Raw genomic sequence first — 17,597 nt, 5'->3', positions numbered from 1 at the left:
AAAATATAGAATTAATTTATTTTCATTTCGTTCTTCCAACTATCCAACTTTTTGTTGATGAATGTAACGAAGGTATGGTTTTTTTGTAAATTGAATAGAAACGCTGACTTTTCCAAGTACTCTTTTGCTTCTTCAAAGTTACCAATGAGTTCAAAATTGTAACCTAAATGGTAGTGTAAATCTGCTAAAGCATATAATTGATCATGTTCGAGGCACCACTTTATGGCATCTTGGCAGCAGGCAATGGACTCTTCGTATCGGACCAGGCGTGTTAACACTCTGCCAAAATTATAGGATAGACGTGTCTTTAGCGTTTTATCCGTCAAAAAGGGTAGGGCTTTCAAGTGATCCAAAGCTTTCTTTAACAAGGCGAATGCATTTTCGTACTGTTCTTCGGCAACATACATTACACCAAGGCTGCTTAAGATTTCAAGCTCCCGTTCCGAATATATTTTGTCGGTTGTATGAGTAATGGCGATGGCCTGATTAATGAATTCTATGGCTTTATTCAAATCTTTATTTTTTTCATATTCATATATTCCCTTGTGCCAAAGAATCAATTGATGATTCTTTTTATTCTGAAGAAAGAGGGGACTGTTTTCCTCAGCCTTCACAATTTGCTGCATTTCCTCATAATTTCGGGTTCTTCTGGCTATTTTTAATTGGTAAATCACTTCTTCAACGTAATCCAGCCTAGGGGTCATTCCAATATCGAAAAAATAGTTTACATCAACGCCTAAACGTTGGGAAATTAAGTAGAGGGTGGATGCATATGGATAGACATCGCCTTTTTCAATCTTGCTGATCTGTGCTTGTGTACAAATACCGGATGCCAACTCTTCCTGGGAAAGCCCGATTTGTTTACGTAGCTCTTTGATCTTTTGTCCAACTGCAAAAAAATCCATTTTGATTCTCCTTAAAATATGCCTAGAGTTATATTTTGTCATGAAAAATCGGTGAAAGCGGTATGTACAGGTCCTGAACGGTTTAAATAGAAACTTTAGTCGAAATATATGGTTTTAAGAAGTGTGGTTAAATATAACTATAGAATTATTTTCTATTTTAACCAATATTTTTTTAAAGAAAAGGAGGAATGACCTATGAAAAAAAGTACTAAAGCATTAGTCGTATCTTTTCTTATCATCGCTGCTTTTGTTATTGTCCCAAGCGAATTACCAGGCCTTTACGCAGAACTTCCAGGTTTATATAAATAAGCAATGAAGCTTCCTTATCAATCATTCAAGCATCTTCATTAGAAGATGTTTTTTTATTATTATTAAATGATTATTCTTTTGAGCATATTCCTGTAGTTATAATTATCTATGAATGGGGAGTGTAAGGTCCATTTGGTAGGTGTGGAAGAAATGTGAGCGTAGTTTGTAACGCCTATTTCCCTTTAATGATTTTGTTATAGTGTAAATAACAAAACGGAGAGAGGTGTAAGTTTAACGATGGATATTAATATGAAAGTTCAACCCTCTTTTTACGATGATGAATGTGCCATTGTGTTTTCTTTTTATTTTGATGAGGCAACCAGGAATATTGGTGAAGCTGTGGTGTACACATGCAAAAAATCAGATCAAAAAGAATACAGCCAAGATCATATAGATACAGATTTACAAGAAAAAATCGCTTATATTAAAGAGTTTTCCATTGTAGATGAATATCAGGCAACCTCGATGAAGAAAATTAAACATTTTTTGAATGTAATCGGTATCAAGAAATGTGTAAAGCACAACCTTCAGGGAAATGAAATCGCATTTTAAACGATAAAAACTCATGACATCCAACCCGTCATGAGTTTTTACCATTTAAATGAGAGTTTTGAGCATACATCTTCTTTTTGATGAAATCACTCATTTGTTTCCGTTCACTTGGTTTAGCGTTATTTGTTCTTTCAAAAAATTTAAAGTGTTGTTTATTGCTATCGGATTTCATGATGTCTCTCCTTTGCTTTTTTATTTACCCATTTCTCATTAGTTAAAACATGATTTTCATGATAAAGGGAAAGAAATAATGAACCGAAAAAATTACATAATTATTCCTATAGTTATATTTTCTTCTGTGAATCCCTGTATTTAAGGATTAATTAGATAATAATGAGTGGTAATGCCTAAATATGGAGGGATTTCGTGTTTTATCATACGTTAAATAAATGCTAAAATGGTCCGAATATCGGATTTTTCATTAGAAACATCAGTTTCTAGTACCCTAAAGTGAAGAGGGTTGAAGAACTCTTTTCGATGGCCCCCGAGCACCACTTGCTTGGGGGATTTTTTTTATTTGGAGAATTTGTCCACTTTATTTCTATAATATGTTTCGTTTTGTTTGTCTATACATGGGTAAATATAAGAAAATAAGATGAATTAAACCTGTTTTCAGCAGTTTTATCGGAGGAATATATTTTATGGAAATGAAAGTGAAGAATGATCCCACGAAGCGAACTTTCCAGCAGTACATTTTTCCATTTGCGCTTGAAGGAAAAATGATTGAAAAGTTTGTGGAAAAGTTGTTTGAGGACCATTTCGTTTTTTTGAACTTGAAAGATATGGAACAACAAGATCAATTTTACGGTGGCCATAAAGTTTCTCATCGTAAATTGGAAAAGTATTTCATGCCTTACATCGAGCCGATTTTATTTCCAGGTAATGCAAAACAGAAGGAAGGCTTGCGGCGTTTTACGAAAAAACTGGACATTGATTGTACCTTCGAATCACCCTATCTAAATACCCCTTTTATTATCAACTCTATAGATATCTTCATATGTCCATTTCATATAGGCATGATGAATCTTCGCATTACTTTGCCTGAAGGGCTTTCTTATGACGATGTGCTCTATTTTGGTGATACATTCCGAATCCTCGAACCGATTGCTGATGATGAAGAAAAAACGAAAGTAAGCTGTCGGGAAAATCAGTATGAACAGGTGAAGGATTTCATCTTCAATGAACTATTGCCGCCAATTGAGGAATATATGGATGAGGAGCAAGGGAACCCGACATATTTTGGCAGTCTGCCCTTCTTCATCGATGAAAGAATGTACGTGATCAGTTATACTGCATTCCCTGAGAATCGTGATATTACTAAAAATGATTTATTCCGCATCAGTGAGCTGAACGGGTATGACAATGATGGTGAGCCATATATAGGCGCATTAAACCCCGATTATATAGAAAAGTATTATCAAGAAAGGGTATATGACAGGTGGGGCAAGGAGACCTATTATATAACTAGCATGTATCATTTTGCGTGTGTCACGAAAGCGAAAGGTAAACTGGAGCAGGAACTTGCAAGAGAAATGTATGGCCAGCATTTTTATACAGTGTTGCTTTTCTTCTATTATAAAATCGTACTGCTTAAATTGGCTCATGAACATTCCCAGATAGATGTGGAAAAAGATCAATCGGATACGGAACAGCTGATTTTCATGATCACTCAGTTTTCTGCAAAGTACCTATTCACTGAAGTCAATAGTACGGCAATCGGTAAAGAGCTATTCAAAAAAACGGATGAAACTTTCAGGATTGCCGCTCTCTACAGAGAAGTGAAGGAAACACTTTCCTACCTTTATCAAAATCAGGATAAACTGTCTGGGAAAAGCAGTAATTACCTCTTGCAAATACTAACGATCTATACGGTTGTTTCCGGGATATTCGGAATGAATCTATATATTGAAGATTGGAAAGGGAAATTACCGTGGAAAGCTTATATGAATTACACCTTATACGAATGGGTAGCTGTCATTGTTACGACAAGCGGTCTAGTCATTTCGGCCATCTTGGGCTTTTTCTTCTTGAAAAAATGGCTGCAAGAGAAAAAAAGCCGAAAAAAAAGAATGCTTTAATATAAAAGTCCTGTACACTATGTACAGGACTTTTATATTAGAAAAAACATGGTCAATTAGAAAAATGAAGAAATTCGGGGTGCAAAATCCCCCATTCCCCTAATATTTTGCTAAACTATAGGTATATCATTCTAACTATTCATTAGGAGGAAATCATGAAGAAACTAGCTTTAGTTTCCAGCTTATTGTTGATGAGCGTATTGTTCCTGGCCGGATGCTCGGATGAGCCTAGTCCGGAAGATCGCTTTGCGGCATATACGAAGCTTTGGAATAAACAGGATTATGCGAAGATGTACGAGTATCTGTCGCCTGAGACAAAGAAAGAAATCAGTGCGGATGAATTTGCGAAGCGTTATGAAAAAATCTATTCGGGCATAGAAGCCGACCAATTAAAGGTGGACTATAAACAGCCTAAAGAAGAGAAAAATCATAAAGATGGAGAAAAGGTAAGCCTTTCATATACCGTTGACATGTCCACTATGGCTGGTGCAGTCAGCTCTGACCATAAAGCGACACTTGTCAAGGAAGGGGAGGGCGAGGAAGAAAATTGGTACATCAAGTGGGATGAAAGCTATATATTCCCTCAATTGGAAGCTGGAGAGAAGGTATCGGTTGAATCGTATCCGGCCATTCGCGGTGAAATTGTCGATAGAAATGAACGCGGCCTTGCCATGAATGGAACGGTGGCAGAGGTGGGAATCGTGCCAGAGAAAATGGCCAACGAATCCGAAACGGTTAAAAAGGTCGCTGGAATCCTCAATATGTCCACTGACGAAGTGAATCAGAAATTAAAACAATCATGGGTAAAGCCAAGCTATCTCGTGCCCATCAAGAAAATGTCAAATGATAATACCGCAACCATGGAAAAGCTATTGAGCATTGCCGGTGTATCCGTCAATAATACGGAAGAGCGTATATATCCGTATAAAGAGGCTACTGCCCACCTAATTGGATATGTCGGTGAGGCATCGGCGGAAGATCTGGAGAAATTGAAAGGAAAAGGTTATACCGCAAGTGACGTTATTGGCAAGCGAGGTCTTGAGGAAGTGTTGGAAGCGCGGCTTAAAGGTGAACCTGGCGGTAAAATCTTTATTAAAACCGAAGATGGCGAAGAAAAAGTGATTGCTGAAAAGCCTGCCGAAGAGGGAGAAACAATTACCTTGACCATCGACGCCGAGCTTCAAAAGGATATCTTCGAGCAATATAAGAACGAAACCGGATCGGCATCGGCAATTGATCCGAAGACAGGCGAAACGCTTGCACTTGTTTCAAGTCCGTCATTCGATCCTAATAAATATATTTTCGGGATAACAAAAGCGGAACAAAAAGCGCTTGAAGAAGACCCGGAAAAACCACTTTTGAACCGCTTCAGTTCGACGTTTGCACCTGGTTCAACCATTAAGGCCATCACTGCGGCAATCGCTTTGAAAAATGGTGTGGATCCGAAAGAGTCGATCAATATCCAAGGGAAAACGTGGGCCAAATCGACATGGAAAGATCATTCCATTACAAGGGTGTCGGACCCCGGTGTTCCAATCGATATGGAAAAGGCATTAATTTATTCAGACAATATTTACTTTGCCCAAAAAGCATTGGGGCTAGGGAAGGAAAAATTCACAGATGGGCTCAAGGCATTCGGATTTGATGAGCCTTTGAATTACGATTATCCGATCAAAGCATCGAGCATCGGTAAGATCGACAGTGAGGGACGCTTGGCAGACGCAGGATATGGTCAAGCACAAGTCCAAATGAGCACGCTACATCTCGCCATGACCTATTCAGCATTCTTGAATGAAGGAAACATCCTGGCACCTTCGTTAATAACAGGAGATAAAATAGAAAAGAAAATATGGAAAGAGAATGCGATATCAGCAGACCAAGCAAATCAGGTCACCAAGATGCTGACACAAGTGGTGGAACATCCTAAGGGAAGCGGACATGGAATAGATGATCTTGGAATCAAAATCGCTGCCAAAACGGGAACTGCCGAAATCAAGGCATCCAAAAATGCTGACGGAACAGAAAATGGCTGGTTCGTTGCCATGGACACAGAAGATCCGGAACTTCTCATGGCATGGATGATGGAAGATGTAAAAGGACGAGGCGGCAGCCATGTCGTTGTCGATCATATGAAACCGGTGTTGAAGAAGTATTTGAAGTAAAGAAAAAGTCATCCATCAGAAATGGGTGAAAATGCAGCAAGCATTTATCATGAAAAAGCAGGACATGGTTTCTTCCATGTCCTGCTTTTATTTTTTCACACGTTGAGGACTCCAATTTGTTAAGACAATAAAAACTGGATTTGAAGGATAATGAGTCGTACATACAGAATGTAAAAAGAGAGTTCACAAGTAAGACCCGCGATCCCAGTTGTCCTGAAATCATCAGGGATTTCTGCAGCAGTGACGCCATATTGGCCATTGCCCATGCCAATGGATTGAACAGGATTAATTAAAAATCTTTGAAAGACAAATAGAATGGGAATGAGGATGAAAAGCAATGAGAAGTTTAAGGTATTTGTTTATCGCTTTCTTTATCATTTTTTTTGCATTTCCTTCTCATGAAGCAACGGCAGCGGAAGAGACTACGATGGAAGTGAAACTGAAGAATTATCTGGGGAATAGAACCAGCGTCAAAATAACGGCAACCGGGGACTACCGTACTTCAGGGGGAGAGATATTCATTAGGGAGGGTGAAAATCTGACTTTGAAAGTGGAGTCGGCTAAACTTGCCGTCTACAAAGGTTTTAAGAAAACGGGATCTTATGCTTCCTTTAAGGTGATTCCAGTTAAACCTGATGCTTCATTGTCCATAAACGGCCGTCCGTATCTTGGCTCATTTTCATTTACAGCGGAGGACGGTTATATCCGGCCAATTAATCATGTTTACATGGAAGATTATCTAAAAGGCGTTGTCCCGCTGGAGATGCCAGATCTATGGCATTCCGAAGCCTTAAAGGCACAGGCGATTGCCGCCCGGACTTATGCACTTCGCCATCAATCCACAATAATTGATGATACGGTTTCTTACCAAGTTTATGGCGGGGCTGCCGGTCACTATCGAACTAATTCAGCCATTGAACAGACAAAGGGTATGGTAATCAAACATGATGGCGAAATAATCGAAGCGTTCTTTTCCTCAAGCAATGGAGGAATGACCGAATCGAATTCAAATGTTTGGTCAAGCGGCAACCCCCTTGCATATTTATCCATAAAAGAAGATCTCTATGATTCGAAAACCAATTGGGAGATAATGCTGGACAAACAGCAAATCGACCTTTCAAAAATGGATTTATCTAAACCGGAAGAATGGTGGGCAAGTGTAGAGGAAAAAGATAAAACGGTTGTGCCGAAGCTGAAGGTTTGGCTGAAGAACAATGGATATGCGAATAAAGATATTAAAATAACGGAGGTTCCCTTGTTAACATTTACAGATGAAAAAACGGGAGGCCGTGTAACGAAGGGCTCCATCCAACTGAATTTCTATGTAAGGGGTCTCGTTGATGACAGGGGGAAACTTTTGCAGCAAACGGTTAAGCTTACTAATGTAGCGGCTTCCAAAATCAGGGGCATGGTGGGACAAGAGGTGATGAAAAGTTATTTGGTTGACCATTCATCTACCGATCCTTCCAAAATCTCTATTGAAGGATCAGGATATGGGCATGGTGTCGGACTAAGTCAGTTTGGAGCGAAAAACAGAGCGGAAGCAGGCCAATCATATCAAGAGATTTTGGGGTTTTATTATCCTGACACAACTATAGAAAAGGAATATGGACCAGGTGCTGGATCTAAAACGGAACTTGTCGTAAAGTCGGAGCCGAATTCAGTAAACATGAAAGCGGAGACGGATCATTCTAATGGTGAGGTTGGAGTCACATACTCCTTAAAAGAAGATGCTGTAGTAACACTCACGATTAAAGATAGTAAAGGGAAAGCCTTAGCTACCCCAGTCCGTGACCAAACAATGAAAAAGGGTACCCATTCAGCAATCTGGAACACAAAAACGGTAAGTAACGGTACATATGAAGCGGAAATATCAGCAATGGACCGAAGCGGGAATGAAGGTTTGGCCACAATGGCGATTAAGATCAGTAAAGATACGTCGGCACCGAAAATCACCGATGTCAATACATCTGGTGATTATAGTACCGAGAAAGCGAACATAACCTATACAATTAATGAAAACGCTGATGTAACAGTGGAAATCAAGAACAGTAAAGGTAAGGTTGTTGGCATCCTTTCTGAAAGGCAGTTCAATAAAGGCAGGCACTCGGCAACCTGGGATTTCAAAAATATGTCCAACGGGATGTTTACGGTGACAATCTCCGCTAAGGATAAGAGTGACAACCAGAAATCCATTTCAACGAAAGTCTCCATTAGGAAGACCACGGGAATAGTGACAGCAAGCGAATTATATATTAAAGAAAATAAAAATGCATCTTCTGAAACGGTTGGGAATCTATACAGGGACCAAGCCGTAACGATCCTGGCTCAACAAGATGAATGGTATAAAGTGAAAAAGGGAAGCCGAATTGGGTATGTATTAAAAAAACATGTAAAAAAATGAATGAATAGGACGTCAATTATGGCGTCTTTTTTTGTTTTTAATAAATGGCATTAAGGCTCTTCGTCAAACTCACGAGTAAGGAGCAAATTCACGAGTAAACGCGCCAAACTCACGAGTAAAAGGAGCAAATTCACGAGTAAATGCGCCAAACTCACGAGTAAAAGGAGCAAATTCACGAGTAAACGCACCAAATTCACGAGTAAACGCACCAAACTCATGAGTAAATGCACTAAACTCTGTGATATCGCACAATTTCGTGAGTAAATGCCCCAAAACTTCGTGTTAACGGACCACAATAGAAATGAATGCCGAAAAAATCGAGTTAAAGTGAGTTAGAATTTTAAAAGAGGAATGAATGTAGTCATTCCTCTTTTGTTTTATGCTGACCGGGTGTGAAGGGAACGCCGGCGGCTTTTGTGATGATTTTAGAAATATCCGTATTTTCAATGACTCCATCGAAGGCTTCACTGCCTGGACCCGAGGCGAAAACGGGAATCATATTGGCTGTGTGCCCTCCTGTGGAACTGGCCGCCCGTATGCTTCGATCAGCTACACCCGCCTTATGGTGCCTGGCGATGGTGCTTCCGATTTCCCAATCGATTTGATGTTGTGGATAGACAAGCGTTCTATTATTTCTTACGTTATCGATGAATTGGTCGACTTCCTGATCCGTAAGGGATATATGTGCATACTTCTTGAATGTGGAAACGACACTTTCTGGATTGATTTCATTGTTTTTATCGAATGTAAGCTGTTTGGACATATATTCAGATGAAACCTTGATTTTTTTCAATGCAGTGATATCCATTGTTTCAGAAGCGGAGGTCCCCATTGTTTCGTGGTCTGCAAGTACAACAATCAATGTATCATTTCGATTTTTCGCCCAATTTACAACCTCTTTCACGGTTTGGTCAAATTCGATCGTTTCTTTCCATATTCCAGTGATATCGGCTGCATGCTCCATATGGTCAATACGCGCTCCTTCGGCCATCAAGAAGAATCCTTTATTACCTCTTGATAAAATATCCATCGCTTTGGATGTCATTTCGGGCAGGGATGGCTCTTGAGAATGTAATACTTCTTTATCCAGTTTAAAATTCATATAGGTTGGGTGAAATAACCCTAAAAGTTTTTCCGGTTTATTAATGGAACTAAGTTCTTCTTTCGTCGTCGTGATCCCATAGCCAGCTTGTTTAAATTTAGCGATTAAATCCTCGCCATTTTGCTTATCCGCCTCGAAATAGCTGGCACCTCCGCCGAGAATGACGTCGATCCGGTTATCAAATAGCTGCCTCGCGATATTTGCGCCTCCTGTCCAGCGGTTAGGAACACTTGCGCCAAAGGCAGCGGGCGTGGCATCGACTACCATATTGGTTGAGATGATCCCCACTTTTTTTCCATTGTTCTGAAATGCATCCAATATACTATCCACCTCGGAACCATTGGCATCGACACCGATTGATTCATTGTTGGTTTTTATACCAGTGGCAATCGCGGACCCTCCTGCTGCAGAGTCAGTGACGAAGTTATCGGCGGAATAGGTGCGCATCAGGGCAACATGCTCCAGTTGTTCCAAATGTAGAACGCCTGTCTTTCCATATTCCAATTGCCGGGCAATCTCTATGGCCCCTACCCCCATGCCGTCGCCAATCAGCAATATGACATTCTTGGGGGTGTTTTTTGTCTCTGCTTGAATAGGGGAGCTCATGTAAATAAAGCAAATTATAAGAACGAATAATCCAAAGTGTTGCGGTTGTGCAAGTTTATGAATGATTTTTCTGCTTGTCTTATTCATCAGTAATCCTCCATTGGGTGAAAGTCTTCCTATTATTTGTTTAAATCGATAAAAAAACCCCTCCCTGATATTCAGGATGAAGCTAATCTTTTTAGCGTTTTTAATGGAAGGGCATACAGCCGCCTTTTACGTAATTTATCTTTCAAAAAAAGAAAGAATTTCTATATAATTACAATATGAAGGTGATAATTAATAAACAGTAAATATTTAACTGATATAATTTCACTAAAGTTCAATTGAATTAATAGGAGAGAAAACCCTATGCTATCCAGTATGAAAAAGTTCTTCAAAGAAGGTTCTAAAGACTTAAAGAGAATTTATAAGTTGGTAGAAGATGTGAATCGGCTAGAGGGAAAATATGAAAGTTATTCAGATCTGGAATTAAGCGGAATGAAGGATAGATTTAAAAGCGTATTGGATGCTGGTGACAATATAATGGATATACAAGCCGAAGCCTTTGCGGTCGTGAGGGAGGCTTCTAAACGAGTATTGAATCTTAGGCACCATGATGTTCAGATTGCAGGCGGTTTTGTCCTGAGTGAAGGGGGCATCGCACAAATGAATACGGGCGAGGGGAAGACGCTTGTCTCTACTTTGCCTAGCTATTTACATGCACTGTACGGTAATGGTGTCCATATCATTACGGCCAATGAATATTTGGCCAGACGCGATATGGAGTTAATGGGACAAGTTCATGAATTTCTAGGATTGACGGTTGGCTTGAACCTTTCCCAAATGGGGCCTTCAGCAAAACGTGAAGCGTATGCGGCAGATATCACGTATGGAACGGCAACAGAGTTCGGTTTTGATTATTTGCGAGATAATATGGTTTACCGAAAAGAAGAAAAGGTTCAGAGAGGACATCAATTTGCCATCGTCGATGAGATTGACAGCATCTTGATTGATGAAGCGAGGACACCATTGATCATTGCGGACCGGGCAAGCGACGGAACCGAGCTTCACCAGATCACGGCACAAATCATGAAGACATTTATAGACAATGATGATTACGAGATTTTCAGCGAGTCAAGGTCTGCCTTTTTTACGGATCAAGGGGCTTCCAAGATTGAAGAGGCCTTTGGTATCGACAATCTGTATGGAATGGAGCATCAAGAGTTATTACATAATGTTACACAGGCGCTAAAAGCCCATGCGATCATGAAATTGGATGTGGACTATATTGTCATCGATGGAAAGGTTGCTATCATCGATAAATTCACAGGCCGGGTGATGGAAGGGAGAAGCTTCAGTGATGGGCTTCATCAAGCAATTGAGGCAAAAGAGGGCTTGGAGATTTCCGAAGAGAATGAAACACAGGCCATGATCACCGTCCAAAATTATTTTCGATTATATCACTCAATGTCGGGGATGACAGGCAGTGCAATGCCATCAAAGTCAGAATTCCAGGAAATATATCAACTCCCCGTCATTGAAATTCCAACTAATGAGCCCATCATTCGAGTTGATGAGGTTGATATGATTTATAAAGATGAAACCAGTAAGATCAACAAAATCGTCACGGAAGTAAAACGGATTCATGATGGAGGCAGACCTATTCTGATCGGGACGATCTCCATTGAGCAATCTGAAAAAATTTCGGTTCAACTAGAGAAGGGGAAAATCAAACATCAAATCCTTAATGCGAAGACGGAAGAGGATGAAGCGGAAATCATAGCGAATGCCGGGCAAAAAAATCAAGTGATGCTGGCTACGAACATGGCTGGGAGAGGAACGGATATATTACTTGCGAAAGATGTCAAGGAACTGGGCGGCCTCCATATTATCGGTACGGAGCGACACGAAAGCCGTCGGATCGATATGCAGCTAAGAGGACGTTCCGGACGGCAGGGTGATCCCGGTTCAACCCAATTCATCATTTCTTTGGAAGATGATTTGTTTGATTACTATGATGAAGAAGAAATCAAGCGTTATATCAAGAAAATCAAAACGGATGAAAATGGATTGGTGCTGGGCACTGCACCCGATAAATTCGTTAAAATGGTTCAGGAAACGGTAGAGCAGATGCATCAATCAAGCCGTTACCATTTATTGAAGTTAGAACATGCATTAAATGAGCAGAGTAAAATCATCTATGCAATGAGAGATCGGATCCTTGATATGGAGCCTGGACGGATGTCGGCCATTTTACTTGAATATATCGAAAAATACATTACTCGGCTTACAGTGAAATATTATCCTGAACATATGGTGGAACCTGATCCCTCTGCCTATATTGAAGAGCTTTCCCTTGTCTTCCTTTCGTTAGGTTGGCAGGCAAGTGATTTTCAGGATTTAGAAGGCCAAATTGAAGGAAAAGCGTTGGATGCTTTAGGTGAATTGGAATCGAGGCTGAGGCTGATGACCTTTCAAAACGATGCAGAATGGGGAAACCAGTTGCGTGCTTTCATGCTGCAGCATATCGATACAAATTGGATGAACCATTTAGATGAAATGAACAGTGTGAAAGAAGGCATTGGTTTAAGCGGATATGGTCAGCAGGACCCATATACATTATTTGAAAAAGCGGCTCTCAGTCAATTCAACCTTCTATTAAGTAAAATTGAGACGGAGATAAGCATCCGTTTTATGGAATATATGAATAGCAATCAGGAAGATGCAACTGCTTTGGAGGAGGGTGAGGAACGATGAGTTCATTTGGAAAAAGGGATAATGCAGCTTTAGATGTACATGAGTTATTAAATCAGGATGATACCGTTCATACTGCCCTGATGTTTCACGAAGGCTGGGAAATTTCCAAGCAAGAGGAATATGTATATAAATTCCACCATCAAAGGCTGCCAGCATTAAAACCGAACCAAATTTCAATATCCGGCATCAAGCTGAACAGGGTGGAAGATGATGTAATCATAGTGGCTTTTCTACGAAATTCAATAGAGAAAGCTGTCAGGTTTGATATCGTGGATTTACTGTTAGTTGATGGAGATGGAAAATTCCTCGCAAAAAAGACATTTGATCTTTCAGAGCTTGGTGAGATTCCAGCACTTTCAAGCATGCCATGGCGTTTCTTATTCGAGGAAGGAGATATGTTGGCGGAATCGGTTCCTGATGAAGGTTGGAAGATTGCCTTTGAATGGAAGAGAAAGTAGGAAAACAACCGCATGAGTCTAGCGGCAATCTGCAGCTTTTTTGCCGGAGTGCCAAAGCAAAGCCCTCATCCTTTTAGTGATGAGGGCTATTTGTTTATAAGGGTGGTCATTAAATATTTATGCCGTTTTCGGTGTGCATTTTCTCATAAATGGCAACGCTAAGTAATATTTATAAGTAATCTTCCGCAATCAGGCTTAACTAAGGCTTGGAAATAATGAAGAGGAAAGTGGCAGGAGCATGAGGAATAACCTGAATCAACGATTGAAGGAGAGGCTATTTGAGATATTGTCATTTTCAATCGTGGCCATACTTTTCATTTATACGAATGATAGGATGGGTAACGATCTTTCTATTGGGATCATTACCATAATCATCGGTGTTGCCGGTTTTATTGTTTATCTGAAGGAATGGATAACGAATCGAATCGTAAAAGGCATCATTTTTTCAGTTTCCCTTCTTTCAATCATGGCCTTTTTCCTTGGGGACATCTGGTTTTATCGTTATTATTCGACACCTATAACTTCCTATATGTGGATGCAAAAAAGCAATCTGAATGGGCTAGGTGAAAGTATATTCAGTATGATGGAAATGAAGGATGCAATCTTTCTTCTGGTAGTCATCCCAATTGCTGAATCATATGTGAAGAAAAAATACCCCCTCAAGCATATGGCACTAGTGCCGGCCGTAATATTCCTGATGATAGCAGGATTAAAGCCGGTCAAGAATATCTTTATCGACAAAGTAGATATAACCCGGCGTTATGAGGCGAATACCTTCTTGCGCAACTGGGGCCCTATCGGTCATCACGCATTGGATACATATGCCTATTTTTCTGACTCGGGAAGGCATGGGATGTCCTCGGAAGAAAAGAAGGCCGTTTCTGATTACTTCAATAAAAAGAAAAGAAAGGAAAATGTCCATTCCGGATCCTTGGAGGGGAAGAACCTCATTATCATCCAGGTGGAATCCTTACAGTCGTTTCCGCTATTTCAAAGCAGTGCCGGGCAGGAGGTCACGCCATTCATGAATGAACTGGCGAAAGGGGGGCTGTACTTCCCGAATGTATATCCACAGACGGTATTTGGAAATTCATCTGACGGAGAGCTTATCGTGAATACCGGACTATTTCCTTTAAAGCAAGGTGCGACCTTTTTTCGATTCCCTTATAATGATTTTCCGGGCCTTGCTAAGGAATTAAAGAAGTCGGATTATCAAAGTTTTGCTTTCCACGGAGATGAAGAAGACTTTTGGAATAGGCAGCATGCATATCCCTCGCTAGGGTTTGATGACTATCTTTCCATAGAGGATATGAAGCAGGATGAGATGATTTCGATGGGCTTGGGGGACCGCAGTTTCTTCAATCAAAGCTATGATTTCTTAAAAGATAAACGGAATCCCTATTACGCCTTTTTCGTTACTTTGACTAGCCATGTACCTTTTTCACTGCCGGAAGAACAGATAACATTGAAGCCTGAAGTTGGAAAAGAAAACAGTTACCTGACCCAATATTTTGAAGCCATTCATTATACAGATTCTGCCATTGGGGATTTCATAAAGAAGTTGAAGGATGACGGGAAATTGAAAGACAGCGTGATTGTGATATACGGAGATCATGATGGTCTATTTTTAAAGGATAAACACGAGGTTGAAGCATATTACGGCAGTAAAATTAGCGATGAAGAGTGGATTGAAAAATATATGCCCATCCCCGTGATCATTTATCAGGAGGATATGGAAGGAAGAACGGTTGAAAAGGTAGCGGGCCAAATCGATATTCTGCCAACTCTATATGATCTGTTCAATATTAAGAGTTCTTCATACTTTGGAGAGAGCATGCTGAATGGCGAAGAGGGAGATGCTTTGATATTGAAAGGGGATTATGGTTCCCAAATGAAAATAAATGGGGAAGGCAAGGTCGATGGATTTTCATCAGAAGACCAAAAGGAGATAAATCTGAGTGATCAAGTGATACGCTCCGATTACTTTAAACAAATTGAGAAAAAGGCAAAAAAAGAGGATGACTGATAATAGCCATCCTCCATCCATTATAATCCTAGATGTGCTTTCACACGATTTTGGGCTTCAAGCTTTGTATCTTCTGGAACGATGTTGTACCAAACGCCATTTACCCGTTGATTGTCACCTTCAAGTGTATATTGTTCAATATTTTTGAGGGATGATTTGTAGTTATTTTGGATACTTAACATTTCATTGAAAGTTAAATTGGTTTCCACGTTTTTACCTAGAGCTTCGAATATATCGTCATAATTGGTAAGTGTTGATAGGCTTGCCCCTTTTTTCATGACAGCTTGGATAACCTGGCGTTGCCGCATTTGCCGTCCATAATCCCCGCGGGGATCTTCCTTACGGATTCGGGAATAAATCAAGGCCTCTTTACCATCTAAGTCGATTGTGCCTTTGTTGAAGGTATATCCTTTATAGGCAAGGTCCATATCATTATCGACTGTGACACCACCAACAGCATTCACAATATCCTGAAAGCCTTCCATATTCATTTTGACGTAATAATCAATCGGAATATCCAAATAGGCTTCCACTGTATTTATCGACATGGCAACTCCGCCATATGCATAGGCATGGTTCATTTTATCTGTTGTACCTTTACCGATGATTTCTGTACGCGTATCTCTCGGTAAACTCAATAACTCAATCGATTCCTTTTTAGGATTAACCGTCATGACAATCATCGTATCTGATCGGCCTGAGTCATTTTTTCTTTCATCCACACCAAGAATTAGTAATGAAAATGGATCTTTGCTTTTGAACTTGATGTCCTCTACTCGTTTATCCGTTTTATGGGCCGTACCCTGCATGGTGCTGATCGCACCTGCTAATGATTGATAAACTGAAGCGCCATAAACACCTGCGCCGATGAAAAGGATAAGAAGGGTGAAGCCGATTATTTTAAACGTTTTGCGTTTCTTTTTCTTTTTTTTATGTTCGGATCTCATTTAATATTCCTCCCTTAACCATCCCACAAAATGGAAGGTGTGAAAAAGTACCTAGTCGGTATTTTTAACTATACCTTTTTTTTGTCAAAAATAGAATAGTTTCTTTTTGTACTTAGAGTGCATATTTTCCTTTTTTTATCCAAAAAAAACGAAGGATTCTAGAGAAACCGAATTCCTTCGTTGGCAAATCATTCGAATGTTTCGTAAACTATCATTCTTTTACATGAAATTGCCAGACTTAAGAGGAAAGTCTGGCAAGAAAATCTTATAAACTTCTATAACCGATGATTTTACTTTTGAAATAAGAGTTTGAAGTAGCACTGATTGTTACTCCCTTACTTGATGAGGCATGGATGAATTCCCCGCCGCCCAAGTAGATTCCCATATGGCTTACCACTGATTTATTGGAACCAGTTGCAAAGAAGATAAGATCGCCGCTTTTCGGTGAAGTGACTTTTTTACCCATATCATAATATGTGGAAGATGAAAGCCTGGGAATATCATACCCGGCCTTTTTGAACGTATAGTAAATAAACCCGCTGCAATCGAAACCTGATGGGGAGGCACCCGCCCACGAATATGGTGTACCGACTAATTTCTTGGCTTCGGAAACGAGCTTGACCACTTTGTTCCCCGCACTTGGGGCTTCCACTTTTCCGGCATCGTTATTATCTGCAGGGGCAGTGCTTGCCGATTTACTTAATTTTAGTCTTTGTCCCACTCTGATTAAATCGGACTTTAAGGAGTTGATTGATTTAAGCTGGGCTACGGTCAAGTTGGTTTTTCCGGCAATCTTGGAAAGAGTATCACCTTTTACCACTATGTAAGTAGACGAATTGGCTGGGGTCTGTGTCACATTGGATGGTTTGGAGCTGCCGGGTAAATCTATGGTAGTGGTGGTGGTTGATTTGGATACGATAAGTTTGGCGCCTGCATAAATTCTATCGGATTTTAAGTTATTCATTTTCATCAATTCAGCAAGGGTAAGGTCATGCTTGTTTGCTATCCTGGTTAAGGTATCACCTGAAACGATGGTATATGTGGTTTTCTTTGTTTTTTTCACGGAAACAGAAGAAGCATTGGATGTCGTTGTGGAGTTGGGTGTAATTAATTTCTGATTGATTCTCAAAAAGTCTGATTTTAGGTTATTAAGCTGTTTTAAGTCTTTTACCGTCGTATTATGCTTCTGGGCGATTTTACTTAAATTATCACCGCTTTTGACTGTATATGTACCGGCAAGGGCAGGAGAAACAAAAGTCGAAGAAAGAATGGCTAATGTCGAAAATGCGACAACACTTTTTTTCACGGTATT

The 17,597-nt window shown here is 40.1% G+C and carries 12 protein-coding genes; 7 read left to right on the top strand and 5 right to left on the bottom strand.

Annotation, left to right across the window (positions count from 1 at the left end):
• Window positions 1-11 precede the first annotated feature (11 nt).
• Window positions 12-905, bottom strand: a complete 894-nt coding sequence (locus tag QNH43_RS26450) for a helix-turn-helix domain-containing protein (RefSeq protein WP_076368316.1) — start codon at window positions 903-905, stop codon at window positions 12-14.
• 546 nt (window positions 906-1,451) lie between these two features.
• Here QNH43_RS26450 and QNH43_RS26445 point away from each other — a divergent pair.
• Entirely contained in the window at window positions 1,452-1,766 is a 315-nt protein-coding gene (locus QNH43_RS26445; RefSeq protein ID WP_283916313.1) for a hypothetical protein, read from the top strand.
• 28 nt (window positions 1,767-1,794) lie between these two features.
• Here QNH43_RS26445 and QNH43_RS26440 read toward each other — a convergent pair whose 3' ends face one another.
• Window positions 1,795-1,938 (bottom strand): hypothetical protein, encoded by a 144-nt coding sequence (locus tag QNH43_RS26440; RefSeq protein ID WP_283916312.1) that lies wholly within the window; start codon window positions 1,936-1,938, stop codon window positions 1,795-1,797.
• 469 nt (window positions 1,939-2,407) lie between these two features.
• On the opposite strand from QNH43_RS26440, the gene QNH43_RS26435 reads away from it, so the two are divergent.
• The 3 genes from QNH43_RS26435 to QNH43_RS26425 all read left to right on the top strand — a co-directional run bounded on the left by QNH43_RS26435 (window position 2,408) and on the right by QNH43_RS26425 (window position 8,410).
• Entirely contained in the window at window positions 2,408-3,844 is a 1,437-nt protein-coding gene (locus QNH43_RS26435) for a hypothetical protein (RefSeq protein ID WP_283916311.1), read from the top strand.
• 155 nt (window positions 3,845-3,999) lie between these two features.
• Window positions 4,000-6,006, top strand: coding sequence for a penicillin-binding transpeptidase domain-containing protein (locus tag QNH43_RS26430; protein ID WP_283916310.1), 2,007 nt, complete (start codon window positions 4,000-4,002; stop codon window positions 6,004-6,006).
• Between the two features lie 337 nt (window positions 6,007-6,343).
• The gene (locus QNH43_RS26425; RefSeq protein ID WP_283916309.1) at window positions 6,344-8,410 is read left to right on the top strand and encodes a SpoIID/LytB domain-containing protein; all 2,067 of its coding nucleotides are present in this window, start codon (window positions 6,344-6,346) and stop codon (window positions 8,408-8,410) included.
• A 361-nt stretch (window positions 8,411-8,771) separates the two neighbouring features.
• Here QNH43_RS26425 and QNH43_RS26420 read toward each other — a convergent pair whose 3' ends face one another.
• The gene (locus tag QNH43_RS26420) at window positions 8,772-10,205 is read right to left on the bottom strand and encodes an alkaline phosphatase (RefSeq protein WP_283916308.1); all 1,434 of its coding nucleotides are present in this window, start codon (window positions 10,203-10,205) and stop codon (window positions 8,772-8,774) included.
• Window positions 10,206-10,466: 261 nt separating this feature from the next.
• Here QNH43_RS26420 and secA point away from each other — a divergent pair, with 261 nt between their 5' ends.
• The 3 genes from secA to QNH43_RS26405 all read left to right on the top strand — a co-directional run bounded on the left by secA (window position 10,467) and on the right by QNH43_RS26405 (window position 15,338).
• The gene (gene secA, locus QNH43_RS26415; RefSeq protein ID WP_283916307.1) at window positions 10,467-12,854 is read left to right on the top strand and encodes a preprotein translocase subunit SecA; all 2,388 of its coding nucleotides are present in this window, start codon (window positions 10,467-10,469) and stop codon (window positions 12,852-12,854) included.
• The gene (locus tag QNH43_RS26410; protein ID WP_283916306.1) at window positions 12,851-13,312 is read left to right on the top strand and encodes an SLAP domain-containing protein; all 462 of its coding nucleotides are present in this window, start codon (window positions 12,851-12,853) and stop codon (window positions 13,310-13,312) included. The genes secA and QNH43_RS26410 overlap by 4 nt, the downstream gene beginning before the upstream one ends.
• 238 nt (window positions 13,313-13,550) lie before the next feature.
• A complete protein-coding gene (locus tag QNH43_RS26405) occupies window positions 13,551-15,338 on the top strand; it encodes an LTA synthase family protein (RefSeq protein WP_283916305.1) in 1,788 nt (595 codons plus the stop codon).
• Window positions 15,339-15,358: 20 nt separating this feature from the next.
• On the opposite strand, the gene QNH43_RS26400 is transcribed toward QNH43_RS26405, so the two are convergent.
• The gene (locus QNH43_RS26400; protein WP_283916304.1) at window positions 15,359-16,285 is read right to left on the bottom strand and encodes an LCP family glycopolymer transferase; all 927 of its coding nucleotides are present in this window, start codon (window positions 16,283-16,285) and stop codon (window positions 15,359-15,361) included.
• A gap of 265 nt (window positions 16,286-16,550) precedes the next feature.
• Window positions 16,551-17,591 (bottom strand): C40 family peptidase, encoded by a 1,041-nt coding sequence (locus tag QNH43_RS26395; RefSeq protein ID WP_283916303.1) that lies wholly within the window; start codon window positions 17,589-17,591, stop codon window positions 16,551-16,553.
• Between the last annotated feature and the right edge of the window lie 6 nt (window positions 17,592-17,597).

The sequence above is a fragment of the Peribacillus simplex genome, from assembly GCF_030123325.1.
GTDB lineage: Bacteria > Bacillota > Bacilli > Bacillales > DSM-1321 > Peribacillus > Peribacillus simplex_D.
The sequence above is the reverse complement of the archived record's forward strand: the minus strand, read 5'-3'. Positions and strand labels throughout refer to the sequence as shown.

Bases quoted from the DNA above. Each gene is read 5' to 3' on its own strand.
- QNH43_RS26450 (WP_076368316.1), bottom strand. From the start codon at position 905: ATGGATTTTTTTGCAGTTGGACAAAAGATCAAAGAGCTACGTAAACAA.
- QNH43_RS26445 (WP_283916313.1), top strand. From the start codon at position 1,452: ATGGATATTAATATGAAAGTTCAACCCTCTTTTTACGATGATGAATGT.
- QNH43_RS26440 (WP_283916312.1), bottom strand. From the start codon at position 1,938: ATGAAATCCGATAGCAATAAACAACACTTTAAATTTTTTGAAAGAACA.
- QNH43_RS26435 (WP_283916311.1), top strand. From the start codon at position 2,408: ATGGAAATGAAAGTGAAGAATGATCCCACGAAGCGAACTTTCCAGCAG.
- QNH43_RS26430 (WP_283916310.1), top strand. From the start codon at position 4,000: ATGAAGAAACTAGCTTTAGTTTCCAGCTTATTGTTGATGAGCGTATTG.
- QNH43_RS26425 (WP_283916309.1), top strand. From the start codon at position 6,344: ATGAGAAGTTTAAGGTATTTGTTTATCGCTTTCTTTATCATTTTTTTT.
- QNH43_RS26420 (WP_283916308.1), bottom strand. From the start codon at position 10,205: ATGAATAAGACAAGCAGAAAAATCATTCATAAACTTGCACAACCGCAA.
- secA (WP_283916307.1), top strand. From the start codon at position 10,467: ATGCTATCCAGTATGAAAAAGTTCTTCAAAGAAGGTTCTAAAGACTTA.
- QNH43_RS26410 (WP_283916306.1), top strand. From the start codon at position 12,851: ATGAGTTCATTTGGAAAAAGGGATAATGCAGCTTTAGATGTACATGAG.
- QNH43_RS26405 (WP_283916305.1), top strand. From the start codon at position 13,551: ATGAGGAATAACCTGAATCAACGATTGAAGGAGAGGCTATTTGAGATA.
- QNH43_RS26400 (WP_283916304.1), bottom strand. From the start codon at position 16,285: ATGAGATCCGAACATAAAAAAAAGAAAAAGAAACGCAAAACGTTTAAA.